15 protein-coding genes and 1 pseudogene are annotated in these 16,018 nt (G+C 40.8%); 10 read left to right on the top strand and 6 right to left on the bottom strand.

Translation table 11 applies throughout. The features are described 5' to 3' along the window. Positions 1–26: 26 nt before the first annotated feature. The 8 genes and pseudogenes from A7P54_RS18960 to A7P54_RS07380 all read left to right on the top strand — a co-directional run. A pseudogene (locus tag A7P54_RS18960) lies at positions 27–188 on the top strand (rubredoxin); the annotation flags it as partial. Beyond that, entirely contained in the window at positions 177–1,382 is a 1,206-nt protein-coding gene (locus A7P54_RS07410) for an FAD-dependent oxidoreductase (RefSeq protein WP_252728600.1), read from the top strand. The pseudogene A7P54_RS18960 and the gene A7P54_RS07410, both read left to right, overlap by 12 nt. 17 nt (positions 1,383–1,399) lie before the next feature. Next, a complete protein-coding gene (locus tag A7P54_RS07405; protein WP_171549161.1) occupies positions 1,400–2,716 on the top strand; it encodes an FAD-binding oxidoreductase in 1,317 nt (438 codons plus the stop codon). An 11-nt stretch (positions 2,717–2,727) separates the two neighbouring features. Next, on the top strand, positions 2,728–3,081 hold the full coding sequence (locus A7P54_RS07400; RefSeq protein WP_005203299.1) for a hypothetical protein: 354 nt from the start codon (positions 2,728–2,730) through the stop codon (positions 3,079–3,081). Positions 3,082–3,247: 166 nt separating this feature from the next. Further along, positions 3,248–4,423, top strand: a complete 1,176-nt coding sequence (locus A7P54_RS07395) for a hypothetical protein (RefSeq protein ID WP_171549160.1) — start codon at positions 3,248–3,250, stop codon at positions 4,421–4,423. Between the two features lie 79 nt (positions 4,424–4,502). After that, a complete protein-coding gene (locus tag A7P54_RS07390) occupies positions 4,503–5,120 on the top strand; it encodes a MarC family protein (protein ID WP_101235973.1) in 618 nt (205 codons plus the stop codon). 162 nt (positions 5,121–5,282) lie between these two features. Beyond that, on the top strand, positions 5,283–5,771 hold the full coding sequence (locus tag A7P54_RS07385) for an NUDIX domain-containing protein (RefSeq protein WP_171549159.1): 489 nt from the start codon (positions 5,283–5,285) through the stop codon (positions 5,769–5,771). 316 nt (positions 5,772–6,087) lie between these two features. Further along, positions 6,088–7,257, top strand: coding sequence for an MFS transporter (locus A7P54_RS07380; protein WP_171549158.1), 1,170 nt, complete (start codon positions 6,088–6,090; stop codon positions 7,255–7,257). Between the two features lies 1 nt (position 7,258). Here A7P54_RS07380 and A7P54_RS07375 read toward each other — a convergent pair whose 3' ends face one another. Then, the gene (locus A7P54_RS07375; RefSeq protein ID WP_171549157.1) at positions 7,259–8,749 is read right to left on the bottom strand and encodes an amidase family protein; all 1,491 of its coding nucleotides are present in this window, start codon (positions 8,747–8,749) and stop codon (positions 7,259–7,261) included. Positions 8,750–8,952: 203 nt separating this feature from the next. Between A7P54_RS07375 and A7P54_RS07370 the strand changes: the two genes are divergently transcribed. Beyond that, on the top strand, positions 8,953–9,432 hold the full coding sequence (locus tag A7P54_RS07370) for a hypothetical protein (protein WP_004807536.1): 480 nt from the start codon (positions 8,953–8,955) through the stop codon (positions 9,430–9,432). A 54-nt stretch (positions 9,433–9,486) separates the two neighbouring features. Here A7P54_RS07370 and accC read toward each other — a convergent pair whose 3' ends face one another. From accC to A7P54_RS07345, 5 genes are all read right to left on the bottom strand, one after another. Further along, the gene (accC, locus tag A7P54_RS07365; protein WP_004807534.1) at positions 9,487–10,851 is read right to left on the bottom strand and encodes an acetyl-CoA carboxylase biotin carboxylase subunit; all 1,365 of its coding nucleotides are present in this window, start codon (positions 10,849–10,851) and stop codon (positions 9,487–9,489) included. Positions 10,852–10,868: 17 nt separating this feature from the next. Then, the gene (gene accB / locus A7P54_RS07360) at positions 10,869–11,288 is read right to left on the bottom strand and encodes an acetyl-CoA carboxylase biotin carboxyl carrier protein (RefSeq protein ID WP_004807532.1); all 420 of its coding nucleotides are present in this window, start codon (positions 11,286–11,288) and stop codon (positions 10,869–10,871) included. A gap of 26 nt (positions 11,289–11,314) precedes the next feature. Further along, positions 11,315–11,764, bottom strand: a complete 450-nt coding sequence (aroQ, locus tag A7P54_RS07355) for a type II 3-dehydroquinate dehydratase (RefSeq protein WP_004807530.1) — start codon at positions 11,762–11,764, stop codon at positions 11,315–11,317. Between the two features lie 727 nt (positions 11,765–12,491). Then, positions 12,492–13,526, bottom strand: a complete 1,035-nt coding sequence (locus A7P54_RS07350; protein WP_171549156.1) for an ABC transporter substrate-binding protein — start codon at positions 13,524–13,526, stop codon at positions 12,492–12,494. Further along, positions 13,527–14,117, bottom strand: a complete 591-nt coding sequence (locus tag A7P54_RS07345) for an ANTAR domain-containing protein (RefSeq protein WP_004807526.1) — start codon at positions 14,115–14,117, stop codon at positions 13,527–13,529. It lies immediately after the preceding gene. A gap of 527 nt (positions 14,118–14,644) precedes the next feature. Between A7P54_RS07345 and A7P54_RS07340 the strand changes: the two genes are divergently transcribed. Beyond that, the gene (locus tag A7P54_RS07340; protein WP_171549155.1) at positions 14,645–16,003 is read left to right on the top strand and encodes an MFS transporter; all 1,359 of its coding nucleotides are present in this window, start codon (positions 14,645–14,647) and stop codon (positions 16,001–16,003) included. The last annotated feature ends 15 nt before the right edge of the window (positions 16,004–16,018 follow it).

Below are 16,018 nucleotides of genomic sequence, written 5' to 3'. Positions count from 1 at the left end.
GTGTAAGAAATAAGGAAATAGACAAGATGAGAAAGTGGTTATGTATTGTCTGTGGCTGGATCTATGATGAAGCGAAAGGCTGGCCTGATGACGGGATAGCGCCAGGAACAAAATGGGAAGATATTCCAGATGACTGGATGTGTCCAGAGTGTCAGGTGGGTAAAGCTGACTTCGAAATGCTTGATATTACTGATGTTGAGAGTGAGGAAATTCCTCAAGTAGCAGTAACTGCAGTGATTGAACCCGTGGTGATTATTGGTAGTGGCCATGCGGGTTATCAAGTGGCTTCGACTTTACGTGCACAATCTCCAGACTTGTCTATTACCGTATTTACTGCTGATGATGGGGCTTTATATAGCAAACCTGCTTTATCGAATGCTTTGGCATTAGGTAAAGATGGAGATAGTTTAGTCCGTGAGACTGCTCTTAGTTGGGAACAACGCTTAAATATCCGTGTTTATCCTCATACTAAAGTGACTCATATTGATCGTGCTAATAAAAAGCTTCAAACCACAATTGGTGATTATCCTTACGGCAGACTCGTACTTGCGACTGGCGCAACTCCAGTTGTCATTTCGATTGATGGGGATTCTACAGCAACAATAAGCGTAAATAATCTCGCAGATTATCGCTGTTTTCGTCAGCAATTATCAAATAAACAACATGTCACAATTCTGGGGGATGGTCTGATTGGTTGTGAGTTCGCTAATGATTTAGCTGCACATGGTGTCAAAGTTACCGTTGTTGGACTAGGTAAATGGGCGATGGAACGTCTTATTCCAGAACCTTTAGGTCATGCACTACAAAATGCGCTAAGTGAGTTAGGCGTAGAGTGGAAATTACAAAATAGTATCCGTTCTATTCAATCAGCAGATGGTCGTTACCAATTAACACTCCAAGATAGTCAATCAGTTGAAACTGACTTGGTGTTAAGTGCAGTGGGCCTGAGACCTAATATTGCACTTGCTCAAGCAGCTGGTTTAGCGACAGCACGGGGTATCTGTACTGGACTTGATCACCGTAGTAGTGATCCCGCAATTTTTGCTTTGGGAGATTGTGCGGAAGTGAATGGCCACTGGGTGCCTTATATCAATCCAATCACGCAAGCATTACCTGCTTTAGTGAATAATCTTTTAGGTCAGTCAACTGCTGCGGATTTGAAATCAACACCTGTTTTAGTAAAAACACCAATTTTGCCGCTCTCTGTTTTACCTGCAATGGGGACAGGTGAGTGGAGAGTGGAACAACATGACGGAGAGTTTGCTGCTGGTTTTTACAATGAACAAGGCAGGTTAACAGGCTTTGCCTTACTCGGTCGTCAATTACAACATCATCGTAGTGAATGGCTAGAGAAACTAGATTCGTGTTCATCCACAGTTTAAGTTAAAGGAATAACAAAATGATTGCTTTACCAAATGATGATCGTACCTGTGGTTGGTATGCGGCATTACCTCCAGCAGGTCCTGCTAAAAAGTTAATAGGTTCACAAAAAGCAGACTACGCCATTATTGGAGCGGGTTTCGCCGGATTAGCCGCAGCTCGTAGATTGGCAGAACTCAAGCCAAATGCCCGGATTATTTTAGTAGATGCACAACGTGTGGCTGAAGGTGCATCTGGACGTAACTCTGGCTTTGTGATTGATTTACCGCATAAATTTGCATTATCACATCCAGATCCTTCGCATAAGCAAAAGTTGTTAAGTCTAAATCGATCTGCAATTGCACAATTACAAGGTTTAGTCGAGCGCCATCATATTGATTGTCAGTGGTCGGCAGTTGGTAAATACCAAGGCGCTGTAGGTGAAAGAGGTGAAGCTCATCTCATTCATTTTGAACATTTGATGAAAGATTTAGGTGAACCCTATCGTTGGGTTGAAAAGGCCGAGCTGAAAAAAGTACTCGGGACAGATTTTTATAGTCTTGCAATTTTTACTCCTGGTTCTTACTTAATGCAACCAGCAGCTTTGGTAAGGGGGATGGGTGATCATTTACCAGAAACTGTCGAGTTATTAGAGCAATCACCAATCCGTGATTTAAAAAGAAATAATAATCAATGGGTCTTAGAAGGTGATCATGGCCTAATCACCACGCCTAAAGTACTTCTAGCAACCAGTATTTTCACACGTGAATTTGGATATTTGAAAAATCGCTTATTACCCGTCATGACCTTTGCGAGTTGGACACGTCCACTGACAGACCAAGAAATGAATATTTATCTGGGTGAGTTGGATTGGGGATTAACACCAGCAGATCATGCTGGAACAACATTACGGATGACAGCAGATCGTCGTATCTTGATCCGTAATACTTATAAACATGTACCGAAATATGGTGCCAATGTGAGTGATGAGAATCGTCACTGGATACAAGCTGATCATCGCAAAGCCTTTTTAGCACGTTATCCAGAGTTAGCTGATGTGCCATTTACACATACATGGGGTGGTGTTTACGCGATTTCTCGTAATTTCACCAATTTTTTTGGTGAATTAGAAGAGGGTGTTTATGCAAGTGCTTGTGACAATGGGGTTGGAGCAGCTTGGGGCACAATTTCGGGAACATTATTAGCCGATCTAGTTGTGGGAACTGATTCTCAGGCTTTACGTGATATCCAGTACGTGACGGGTATGCCAAGTTTAAATCCGCCAGAACCGTTTTTAGGTCTAGGCGTGAAGACTCGTATTCGATTTGAAAAATGGCGTAGCCGTAGTGAATTATAAGGTAAAAAATTATGAATGAAGTTCGTTTAGTTGATAGTAAACAATTAGTTTTCAATCTCCGTGGTGAAACACCTCAAGGTACTGCTTATGTTGCCAGAGCATTAGGAGCTGATGTTTCTCCAAATATGGGTATTGGCTTTGCACGTTGGGAAGGTGCGGAAGTGAGTTGGAAATTACTTTATGACGAAGTCATTTTTGTTATTGAGGGCTGTTTCGAACTTACTGCAAATGGGCAGAAGTACGAAGTTCGACCAGGGCAGATGCTGTGGATACCTGAGGGAACCGAACTAATTTACGCTGGACATGCTGTATTTGGTTACGTGGTTCACCCAGGTAATTGGAAAGAAATACACGGTTTAATTTAAAGTTTGATGAGTCAACCCTTTTAGATCAGGTCATTACAAGTTTTAAATCAATCCTGAGTGCTTAATTTAAAAGGACTATTTTCCGATCAGAATAAGATGCTTTTATTAAAAATCAAGGAAGAAATTGGAATGGATTTCTCTCTAATACCGATACAAGGAGATATCAGTGTATAAGATAAATATCAAGCTAATTATGGGATTGTTGGCAGCTGGGATCGCTTTTCCTATATGTGCCGGCATTACTTTCGGTGATCCAAAAATGGATACAGGAGCCGTTACTGTTTCTGGTGCACTACGTGCAAAATACAACTATAAAGATTACGGTCAAAATACTGATTCAGATAATAGTATTCAGTTTGATGCCGCTATTGTGAATATTGGATATGAGTCACCAAATGTATTTGGAAATGTACAGTGGCGTTGTTATCAATGGTCTGATTTATGTGATTTTTCAACTTTAGTTTCTGCATATGCAGGCTATCGTTTAAATCGTACAGATCACATTACGCTTGGCTTACAGCCTGTACCTTTTGGTCCTAGCCGTTTTTGGGATAGCAGCTTTTATGCAGGTCTCAATTATACAATGGGGCTCCAAGATGTACTCAATCTAGGGATTAATTATCATACTGAATTACCTTCGGCCACCAAGATTGATTTGGCCTACTTTGCCAGAGATGGCGGTCATTACACAGGTACAGCAGATAATGATACGGCTCGTTATTCTGCCAATACAGTGAAAACAAATGATCCAACCATGACGAGCTTAAAAGAAAAAAATATGTTCGTGATGAGAGCCAAACAAGAGCTTAGCTTTTTCAATAATGATGACTTAGATATGGCTGTTGGCGGAAGTTACTGGTATTCAACGATTGAGAATCAACAGAATCATAAAGAGGGCAATCGCAAAGCTTGGTCATTATTTAATACTCTTAATTATCAAAACTTAGCCATAACCCTGACGGCAGGACAGATCAAAATAGACAATAAAGATCCGATTTCTAATTACTCCACATTTGGTTCATTTGATACTGCTTACAACATTGCAAATAGCGGAACTTTTTATTCTGTCGATATGAACTATAGCTTTAAAGATGTCATAAATGGCCTGAATGTCACGCCTTATGTGGTCTTAAGTGGATTGAATAAAGATGAGCAGAATTATAAAAATTCTCAACGTAATATCATCGGCGCAGCTTGGAACTATAAGCAGATCTCGCTTTATTCAGAATATATCACCAGTAAAAATGACCCATTTATTGGAGGAACCGTAAATTCTTTGGCCAGCGGTGATGATGGTCAATGGAACAAGTTGTTGAATGTCATGTTTGTTTATAATTTTTAATCATTTGCAAAAAACGTATGAACTCAATCTTTTGTAGAAAGTTGATTAACGTATTGAAGACGCATTGGAGTGTGGGGCGATGACTTCTTCTTATTTGAGCACATTTCTCTTATTTTTCTCATTGTTGAATCCATTTCTGATGAGTGTCTATATGATTGGGTTAATTCGACATACAGAGACCAGAATATTTAATCGTGCTCTGATACAAGGTGGGCTGATTGCTTATGTTGTGTTTTTACTTTTTGCTTGGGGAGGCGAAGCAATTTTTAGTAAGTACTTAAATGTACGGTTTGAATCGTTCCAGATATTTGGTGGCCTTATTTTTTTGGTCATTGGCTATCGCTATGTTTTCCAAGGGGCAGATACGATTGGTGAAATGCGAGGTGCTCCAGAACATCTAGCGGGTACAGTGGCTATGCCTTTTATGATTGGGCCTGGAACAATCAGTGCTGCTGTTGTAACAGGCATGAGTATGTCAATTGCTGAGGCAGCAATCGTGATTGCATGTACGCTATTTTTAACATGTAGTGTATTAATCGTAATGAAACTTTCGCATGACCATTTACGTTATAAGCATGCCAAATATATTGATCGCTATTTCGATATTGTTGGCCGGTTGGCGGCATTGCTTATTGGCACAATTGCAATTGATATGATTGTGAATGGGGTTACTAGATTGGTGATGAAAACGGGTTAGCAGATCTGGCCTGAATGCCATTTTTTATGATGAGAAATTATATTGAGGTGTTCTCTTCAGTTGGTATTATTATTGCAATCGTAAGTCGCCATAATAGTGCTGATATTCTATATAGGATCTCAAATAACTTAGTCCAGATAAAAAGTATTGCAAAGGTATTATATGATGATTGAGACTTTAAATTTACCGCCAGTTCTTGGAGTTGGTGTGATGATATTAGATGATGCAGATCAGGTCTTGTTGGGTCTGCGCATTAAAGTTGGTGAAGAACCTTCTTGGTGTTTTCCAGGTGGAAAAATTGAAGCTGGTGAAAGGTATGAACAATCAGCACTAAGAGAAGTATTAGAAGAAACAGGCTTAAAATTAGAAGAACAGAATATTAAACCATTTACGCTACTTATTAATCAGTCTTCGCCCGTTGTAAATACTACGGTAGGGCTGTCGTGCCAGTTACACAATAATAAGATGAAAGCGCAAATTGTGGTCACCGAACCAGATATTTTTGATAAATGGGCTTGGTTTAGCTTATCAGACTTACCCTCTAATTTATTTCCTGCATCGCAAGCAATGCTAAATGTTTGGAAAGAAGAAAAGCTACATGAGTCATGGATTTCTTACCCGATAATGGCTTGGGATCACTGTAGACCATGATTTACTCTGGTGAATATATGATTTAAAAAGTTTTTTAGAATTTAAACTTTGGAGCTAGGGCCATCGCAAAGGGCGGTTTTATGAGTCACGAAAATAAATAATGATGATTGGATTTTATTCATATAGAAATGAACTTAGATTCTATATTCGGATTTATATTCATCAAATGAATTATTCGAGGTGGTTTAGAGGTATGATGCTTGAATACAAGCCCGTATGAATGATGAAAGCGTATATGTTTGAATGCTAGTTGAAGGTTCAGATAGAACGATATAAGCCGTTATTTTTAGGCTTAGCCAACGAATAAAATGAATCAATGCCATCACTGACCATCAATACCAGACTCGCAGGTTTCTACTTCTTCTACTATGCCATAGTCGGTACATTCATGCCGTATTGGAACCTGTATCTGCAAGATCAAGGTTTCAATTATCAGGAAATTGGAATTCTCGCTTCAATCGCGATTATTACCCGTTTTTTTGCACCATTGATTTGGGGGGGGATTGCCGATAAATCAGGTAAACGAATGCTTTTGGTGCGTATTGCAACATGGATGGAAGCCTGTATCTGGTTCGCCATCTTCGTAATCCCGAATAGCTTCCAATCAGTGGCGTTACTGATGTTGATTTTTAGCTTCTTCCAAAATGCGATCTTGGCGCAATTTGAGGGGGTGACTTTATTTTGGTTAGGTGAAAAGCGTGCGGAACTCTATGGCAAAGTGCGTAAATGGGGATCTGTTGGTTTTATTGTTGGCGTATTTGTAATAGGGGCTTTGCTGGAAGTCATTCCAATATCAATGCTGCCTATTTTATTGCTCTCTGTTTCATTCCTGGCTTTTCTCTGGTCATTTAGTATTAAAGAACCAGAGCATGCGCCAAGCTCTCAGAAAACGCTTGAACCGCTGCTGCCGATTTTAAAACGGCCCATCGTCGCGGCTTTTTTCAGCATTGAATTTATTTTGCTGTTTTCACTGGCGCCGTTTTATAGCTTTTATAGTAATTTTCTAAAAGAGATTGGTTTTAGCACGACACAAATTGGCAGCTTATGGGCGATGGGGGTGATTGCTGAAATCGTCATGTTTGCTGTTGCACAAAAGCTCTTCTTTACCCGATTTTCATGGCGGGCATTGGTCGCGATTTGCCTGATATTGACCAGTTTACGTTGGTTCTTAGTTGGTATCTTAGAAACCAATTATATTGGACAGTTGCTTGCTCAGTGTTTACATGCTTTTAGTTTTGGCCTGTTCCACCTGATTGCCATGAAAGTGATTTTCCAAAATTTCACACCAGAGCAGCAAGGCCGAGGACAGGCATTGTATAGCACCATGTGGGGCTTAGGGGTGGCATCTGGAAGTTTGTTGGCAGGGCACTATTGGCAAATCTTTTCAGGTGCGACAATTTTCTACTGTGCCAGTGTGGTGGTCTTGTTTGGTTTATTGCTGGTGCTATGGCTGCCGAATCAAGTGGAAACAGCAGCCAAAACTTAGACTAGATTTGGATATTCTTATATTGCGGCAACCATGGTTGTGCTTGTTCCAGTTGAGCAGCCAGTTGCAACAAGCGGTCTTCTCGTCCAAAAGGCGCGATAAACTGGCTACCGAGTGGCATACCGTGTTTATTCCAATACAAAGGGACTGACATGGCAGGTAGACCCGTTACATTGGCGAGTTGGGTAAATGGTACCCAGCTTAAATTGTCCTGTACCATTTTTTCAACCAGTTTACCCTGTGCTAAATAATGCGCTTTACCAACTTTTAGCAAGCCTTTTAGGATTGGCTTCTGCCAAGCTGGTGTGGCAACCTCACCATTTTTAGGCGCGACTGAGGCCGTGGTTGGGGTGAGGTATAAGTCATATTTTTCAAAGAAAATATTCATCTGGGTGCTGTACAGTCCCCAATTATTGAGGGTATGAATATATTCTGTTGCCGTAGTCTTCGCACCAAAGGCAGCCAAAGCAATCGAATCGAGTTCAAAATCACGATCGGTAGCACCTGCCATTTGCTTGATCTGGGCCTGCATATAGGAGAATTGGCTAAACCAAGTGGTAACGAAGTCTTTGGCCAGTTCGAGGCCATCAATTTTAGGTCGGTCTTCAACCACAATATGACCCAATGATTCCAATAGCTTCGCGGTTTGTTGCACCGCTTGGATTGCGTCTTTCGAAATTTTGGTGCCAATTGGTGATTGGGTATTAAAGGCAATGCGGAGTTTTTTTGGACTTTGTTGAATGATATCTAAGTAGTTTTGTTTCGGTGCTTCAATACGAAATAGTGAAGTTTGTTCAGGACCTTGCACTGCATCAAGCATAGCCGCACTATCTCGAACGGTTTTGCTGAGTACATGCTGCATGGCAGCACCGTGCATGGCTTCACTAAATTGTGGTCCCCATGGCGTACGTCCACGACTGGGTTTAAGTCCAAATAGACCGCAATACGAAGCAGGGATACGAATTGATCCCCCGCCATCACCCGCACCCGCAATAGGGACTAAGCCGCCTGCAACAGCCGAAGCAGAACCGCCTGAAGAGCCACCCGTATTATGTTTTAAATTCCAAGGATTATGACATGAACCCCAAGCATCTGGTTCTGTAATCCCTTTAATACCAAATTCAGGCGTGTTGGTACGACCAAAGGTAATGATGCCTGTTTGTTCCCAGCGATTGACAATTTCTGCATTAAAGTCTGGCGTGTAATTGATTTTTTTTAATGCTTGACTGCCATAAGAGGTTGGCACACCTTGGTACTCTTGGAATAGATCTTTGACGAGAAAAGGAACGCCTGCAAAAGCGCCACTCAGGTTTTGTTGTGCGCGTTGTTTGGCTTGCTCATACATTGGGATAATGATGGCATTCAGTTTCGGATTGACTTGATTGCTTCGTTGCACTGCAATTTCAAGCAATTCTGATGGGTGAATTTCTTTGTTTTTGACTAACAGCGCTAATCCTAGACCATCGTATTGTATGTACTCGGAAAATTTCATGGCTTTTATCCCTAAAGCTAAATCTTTATAAAGTAAATAATTAAGCACAAATTGCAAAATAGCATACCTGAAAAAACGACAAAACCATGAACTAAATTACATGGTAAAAATATTGTGTTTATATGGTTATGAATGCATGCTTTTATCAAAAAATATGCTAATTTAAGCCTATGCACCGTTAAGATGACGACTTAATTAAATCTATGAAAAATATTTATATTATTGGATTATTATGGGCTTGCTCAACATGGACTATGGCAGAGACGGTCGTAAATGACAAAGCAACAGTAACACCCCAACAAATAGCTAAAGCAAATGCGATTCGGGTCACAACTCGCCCTGAGATTATGGGGTTGTGGGGAATGGAAATTCCAAACAATAAGAAGTGTGTGGAATACTATAACTTCCGTGGTGCAAGTGATGTGGTGATTAAAAGTGGTCAAGAATGGTCGTATGGCTTATATGATTATCAGCCATCCGAAGATCATAAAGAGCGCTTGCCTGCATTAGTTCTGCAAATCAAATATGACAATAATGAAATGGACTGTTCAGGTCAAAAGCAAGATCAAACGGGTGAAGTTTCGCAATACTTTGTAAAATGGGCCAATGATTCAACCATTGATTTTTGTGCCAGTGAAAAAGGCGATAAGTGTTTTGCGACCTTGCGTCGTGTTTTACCCTAATAAATAAGATTGAGTTAGACATAAAAAAGCCTCTTGAGTAAGAGGCTTTTTTATTTAGGCTTTCTCAGCTTTTGGTTCAAGCTGTTTTAGCAAATGTTTTTCAAGATAATGGATGTCCATTGCCTGTTCGCAGAAATTTTTGTCTTGTAAGATCAAATCTTTATGCAAAGGAATATTGGTTTTAATTCCTGTCAAAATCATTTCATCTAATGCTTGGCGCATACGAGCTAACGATGTTTCACGGTCTTTACCATGAGAAATCAATTTTGCAATCATTGAGTCATAGTAAGGCGGGATGTTATAGCCCTGATAGATGTGTGAATCCAAACGGATACCAGCACCACCTGGTGCATAGAAACTTTCAATTTTACCTGGAGAAGGAAGGAACGTAGTTGGATCTTCAGCATTGATACGACATTCAATCGCATGACCTTTAACTTCGATTTGCTCTTGTTCAAGTTCAAGACCTAAACCTGCAGCAATACGAAGTTGCTGTTCAATGATATCAACCCCAGTCACCATTTCAGTCACAGGATGTTCAACTTGAACACGGGTATTCATTTCAATGAAGAAGAATTCGCCATCTTCAAATAAAAATTCAAATGTACCTGCACCACGATACTGCATCAACTTACATGCATTCACACACGCTTCTAAAATATCGGCACGTGCTTGTTCCGGTAAGTTTGGGGCAGGTGCTTCTTCTAATACTTTTTGATGACGACGTTGTAAAGAACAGTCACGATCATAGAGGTGAATCGCATGACCATTACCATCACCGAGAACCTGTACTTCGACATGACGCGGTTTCTGTAAGAAACGTTCCATATAGACGGTATCGTCACCGAACCACATTTCAGCATCACGTTGCGCCGCTTGAACCGATTCAAGCAGTGTGTCGACACGTTCTACGATACGCATACCACGACCGCCGCCACCAGAAGCCGCTTTCACGATCAATGGGAAGCCGATTTCTTTTGCTTCCGCAAGTGCATTGTTAATGGTTACGGCATGGTCACAGCCAGGTACAGTTGGTACGCCTGATTTTTTCATGGCAATAATCGCTGATACTTTATTCCCCATAAGACGAATATGTTCAGGGCGAGGGCCAATGAAAATAAAGCCAGAACTTTCAACGATTTCAGCAAATTCCGCATTCTCGGATAAAAAACCATAACCAGGATGGATTGCATCCGCACCTGTGATTTCTGCAGCAGTAATAATTGCAGGAATATTTAAATAGCTTTCACTACTTGCACCCGGTCCGATACACACTGCTTCATCAACGAAGCGTAAGTGCATTAAATCTTTATCGGCATCTGAATAGATACCAACTGTTTTAATGCCAAGAGTTTTACAAGCCCGAGTAATTCGTAAAGCGATTTCGCCACGGTTTGCAATTAATACTTTTTGCAACATAGGAATCCCCAAACTGATTAAGCACGGTAGCGGAAAAGTGGTTGACCGAATTGGATCACTTCACCATTTTTCACTAGAATTTCTTCAATTACGCCGCTTTTTGTTGCTTCAATTGGGTTCATGATTTTCATTGCTTCAATGATCCCTAATGTTTCACCCGCAGATACTGTTTGACCTACATTTACAAATGGCGCCTCACCTGGACTTGGTGCTGCATAGAACACACCAACCATTGGTGATGATTCAACTGCACCACGTGGTGTTTTTGCTGCTGGTGCTGGAGCAGCAACTGTTGGAGCTGCAGCTACTGCAGCCGCGGCATAAACAGGAGTAGGGCGAGTTAATGAGATGGATTGGTCGCCTTCCTTAACTTCAATCGCTTGTAAGTCAGATTCAATCATCAAGTCGATGAGCTTCTTGATTTTACGGATATCCATGAGTGAGCATTCCTAAAAAGTCTAAATTAGTTAGAAGATTGAATTTTTTCGATAGCGTAATCGAGAGCAAAGGAATAACCCTTTGCACCTAAGCCACAAATTACGCCAATGGCTTTATCTGATAAATATGAGTGATGACGGAATGATTCACGGGCGTGAACATTTGACAAATGAACCTCAATAAATGGTATCGCAACGCCAAGTAAGGCATCGCGTAAAGCAACTGAGGTATGGGTCAAGGCAGCAGGGTTGATAATGATAAATTTCACACCCTCGTTTTGTGCTTGATGGATACGATCGACAATCGCACCTTCCCAATTGCTTTGAAAAGTATCTAGTGTAAGTGATGCATGTTGGGCTTGAGCGGTGAGTTGCTGGTTAACATCATCTAACGTGAGATAACCATATACCTCTGGTTCGCGTTTTCCTAGCAAGTTCAAATTCGGTCCATGAATTACCAAAATGGTTGAGCTCATTCAGCCTGCTCCAATTCTAAATCTGCAAAAGTTTTTTGCAAGATGTCTGCAAAGTTTGCTTATTATGGCACAAAATTCTGCAATTTTTTTATAATTTGTTTTAATCGATGAAGAAATTTGCATGCCAAGCATGGTGCATATAATGAAAACTTTGCAAGGAATTGGCAATGTTAAAATATGACAAAATTTAGCGTAATTTTATTTTTAAACATTCTAAACTGAATTACCTCATTTCGTTCATGGGATTTGTGTAACTCAGCAGTCAAGCTATTTATATTTGGGTATTTTAGCGCGACTTAAATCCTTAGAAAAGAATTGGGTAAAGTGTATTTTTATGTGATCCAATAGGATGAAAGTTTTATACTAACATATTGTTTTTATGTGCTTAAATTATTATTTATGAAGATGGTGAATCTGTAGTTGCTAAAATATAAATATTGAACATTTTCTGATGCTACTTGGTGATTGCGTGACATTGTGAAGCGCTTGATAACTGCAATGTAAGATGATTAGAGATTGAACACTATTGTAGCTTAATCAGTTGGCAGAAATGATAAAAATTCGCATTCTAGATGGCAGTTAATGACATAAAAATGTCCGAAAAAGATATCTCTGCTTTCAATATGATAGTGACTACTTAAGGGATTACTTGTGATTGGTGTAATCTCTTTTGGGTCTTTCAAAAGCTGTCTTGATATTTAAAGACAGCTTTTTTTTGTCCTTTATTTTATGAGTGATTCGCAGCAGCTTTATAGGTTTCAAGTAGTAGGCAATTCTGTGCTTGAATCATATAGGTGTCTTGTTCAAGTTCTACAGCATTCCATTTATGCATTTGTTGAAATAGCCATTCGAAGTCTTGGGCTTTTGGCTCAGCACTGTTTTGTACAAAGTTACGAATGATATTCTGGATGGTAAAGTACTTTTCAACATGAACGTCTGGTGAGCAATGGAATTGAATCACATCAAACTCAATCAGAAGCTGCCATACCGGTGCAAAATCTTCGAGTTGACGTAATTCTTGTTGCGCTTTGAGAATGGCACTGGTTAAGGCAATCAAGCTGTGTGGATGTTGTTGCGCCCATTCTTGCGTGACTGCTAAGACTTTGTCGGCAACATTCGGGATAATGTGCTGACTTGAACAGACAATTTGGCTTAGACCTTGTAACTCAGCTTGAGTATTCCAAGGTTCACCGACACAAAACCCATCTATTAAATGATTACTGATCGCTTCAACCATATAAGGTGGCGGTAAGGTTTTCATTTGAATGGTTTGCGCTAGTTGAGGGTCAGCCAAAGCAAGCCATTCTCTTAAGCAATAGTGATGAATCGAATGTTGGAATACATGTGCCAAAGAGACATTTTGATGTTGCTGGATATAATCCGTCAGTTTCTGTGCGGAGCTCTCTGCGCTATCTTGTTTCTGAATATTTAGTGCATAACAGAGCTTTTGGCTTAAGCTAATAAAGGCTCGATTTTCACTCAGCACGAGAGGGGTTTGTAGTGGAATGCCAATTTGATCTGTGCCGACCGCTGCTGCTGGCAGCATGGCAGACAGGCAATGTGCCGCATCGAGTAGGCCAAAAGCAAGACGATCACGTAAACTGGCCCAAGAAGCTTCCTTGACTAAACTGACATTTAAACCGACTTCTTCAAAAAAACCACGCTGTTTTGCCCAGAGTAATGCGACACAATCAAGTAAGGGAATATAGCCCAGTTGTAATTCAGTTTTTTCTACTTTTGCTAATTCGACTAAATGGCTCATCTATTCATCCTTTAGTTGATTATTTAAAAGTTGTTGGGCATCGAGTAAACGCCGTGCCATTTCGCCAATAGTCATGCGGTGGCTCATGGCATTTTTTCTGAGTAACTGAAACGCGGTGTCTTCGGTTAAGCCATGTAGTTGCATCAGCAACACTTTGGCTTTTTCGACGTCTTTACGATCTGCAAGTTTTGTCTTGGCATCTTTCAGGTCACATTCGAGTTTTTTATGCTTTTTATACTGCTCAATCGAAATATCTAAAATAGTATGCAGGCGGCTTGGATCGATACCATCGACGATATAGGCGGTAATCCCTGCATCAATCGCTTGTTTAATCATATCCTTATCGGTGTTCTTGGTAAAAAGTACCGTAGGTAGATCAAAGTTGCTGACACAACTTTCGATCACATCGCGATGTGGGTGATCCATATCAAGCAGAATGACATCGGCTTGAAGATGTTCGAGTTTAAAAATATTGAGATGATCGAGGGTAAAACAAGCCACTACATCAAAGTCATGTTCAATCAAACAGGTTTTTATGTATTCAGCCCGAGCCTGGTCGTCATCAATAAGTGCGATCTTGAGTTTCGGCATAAGTATATAGGTCAAACGGTGGGGTTATGCACAGATATTAAAGTGCTGTGCGTATTGTTTTTGAAGCAAAATTAGTGCCAGTGATGCTATTTTGATTTCTTATTCGGTGCAATCGCTCCATAGGGCGTATTGTTTATGCGCTTTATTGTATCGCTGTGACCAAGTAGAAGAAATGAAAAATTTGAATTATATCCTCCAGAATAAAAACTGCACTTTTTAGGTGCATAAAAAGAGTTGTTTTGAAGCAGTGCGAATTATGCTTTAAAACAGGTCGTTGTACTGAACTTGCACTCTTTAACCGAATTGGTATTCATTAAAAACAAAGAATAAATGGATAAAGTCTATATAAAACAATGATTAATGTTTTATTGGTCTGGTTGTGGTCAGAACTTGGCACAGCATTTGCTAACTATTCCTTGAGTCAAAGATGACTTGCAAAATTGTAAGACGGCCAACGATGTCCGATCTGATCGGTTTGTTGATACAGCGTGATGTGTCAACAACACAAGATACGTTCAGTATGGGAGATGGCAATGTCTTTAGATTTATCGGCGAAAAAAGCCACATCAATTAAGTTATTCAACTTTTCTGCACCAGCGATGCGGGCATTCCACATGAGTTGGCTTGCTTTCTTCGTTTGTTTCTTTGCTTGGTTTGCTTGTGCACCGTTAATGCCAGTGATCGCAGGCGAGTTCCATCTCACCAAAGATCAGATCGCTAATATCAATATTGCTGCTGTTGCAATCACGATTGTGGTTCGATTAATCGTTGGTCCACTGTGTGACAAATACGGCCCACGTAAAACGTATACTGCATTGTTATTGCTGGGCAGCATTCCTGTATTTGGTGTCGCTGCAGCCAATAGCTATGAATCCTTCCTATTTTTCCGCTTATTGATTGGTGCCATCGGTGCCAGCTTTGTGATCACGCAATACCATACCAGCATTATGTTTGCGCCAAATGTTGTAGGTACCGCAAATGCCGCTTCAGCGGGTTGGGGGAATGCAGGTGGTGGTGCAACACAAGCTTTGATGCCTTTACTGTTGTCTGCCTTGGTGATGTTCGGTGTAGAACAAGCCATGGGGTGGAGAATTGCATTGCTTGTACCTGGTGTGATGATGCTGATCGTAGGTGTGCTTTATTGGAAGCTGACCCAAGACTGCCCGCAAGGCGATTTCAAAGAACTTCGTGCGCAAGGTGTGGTGGTGGGAAGCGACAAAAAAGGTGGTTTAGCCATCCTAATGCACGCAGCGCGTAACTATCGGGTCTGGATTCTATTCTGCTCTTATGCGGCATGTTTCGGCATTGAAATCTTCATGCACAACATCATTGCGATGTATTACGTCGAGCACTTTAACTTCGGTTTAAAAGAAGCAGGACTGGCAGCAGGGGTTTTTGGTTTGCTGGCACTGTTTGCCCGTGCACTTGGCGGTATTGTTTCAGACAAAGTCGCGCTGAAAAAAGGTTTGGATGGTCGTACCAAAATCTTGTTCCTGTTGATCTTGGGTGAAGGTATATTCCTGATGCTATTCGCGCATATGAATAGTGCAGTTCTTGCAATCCTCAGTATGACCATCTTCGCACTGTTTACCCATATGGCATGTGGTGCGACTTATGCCTTGGTTCCATTTATTGATCGTGAAGCACTCGGTGGTGTGGCAGGCATTATTGGTGCAGGTGGCAATGTCGGTGCAGTCGCAGCAGGATTCTTGCTAAAAGGAATGGTCGATTTTCAAACCTGTTTAATGGTTTTGGGTGGCTTGGTGGTAATTGCTGCAAGCTCGGTGATGCTGATCCGATTCTCGGTAGAGCATAAACAAAAAGAACAACAGCTGTTTGAACAAGCCATGTTGGAACGTCGTTCAGAACAAAGCAGCGCAGCTTAATCAAAGATTCGATTT

It is taken from the genome of Acinetobacter sp. Ac_3412 (genome assembly GCF_013072675.1).
In the GTDB taxonomy this organism is placed as follows: domain Bacteria; phylum Pseudomonadota; class Gammaproteobacteria; order Pseudomonadales; family Moraxellaceae; genus Acinetobacter; species Acinetobacter higginsii.
The sequence above is the reverse complement of the archived record's forward strand: the minus strand, read 5'-3'. Positions and strand labels throughout refer to the sequence as shown.